The following is a 365-nucleotide window of genomic DNA, read 5'->3' as shown; positions in this document are numbered from 1 at the left end:
TGCCGGACAGTTGCTTTCCGAGCGCGTCGACATTCGATCCGAGACCGGGCAGGTCTGCGCCACTGAAATCCGATGTCAGCGCGGTGGCGAACGCCGCGTTACCACCATCGGTACCGGCACCGGTGTTGCCGGGGGTCTTCGACAGGATCGACCCGAGCGATCCGAGGAACGGGTTCGCGCCCTTGCGGATCGAGCAGTACAGGTCCTTCGGATCGCAGATCGAGGCCACCCGCCCCGACAGCTCGCCCATGCCCTGCGACCGGGGACCGGCGATCCCCTCCCCCAACGTCGTCGGCCCAACCGTCGCAGTGCCCTGCGTGCCGGCACCCGGGTCGGCGAGCAACGCCACCCCGAGGACCCGATCC

Annotated in this window: 1 pseudogene; it reads right to left on the bottom strand. The window is 69.0% G+C overall.

Features of this window, described 5'->3' with window-relative positions:
- Positions 1 to 365 (bottom strand): annotated as a pseudogene (locus P3H15_RS54740) (cutinase); the annotation flags it as partial.

The organism is Rhodococcus sp. T2V (assembly GCF_029269925.1).
GTDB classification, from domain to species: Bacteria; Actinomycetota; Actinomycetes; order Mycobacteriales; family Mycobacteriaceae; genus Rhodococcus_F; species Rhodococcus_F koreensis.
This window is presented reverse-complemented; position numbering and strand designations above follow the sequence as displayed.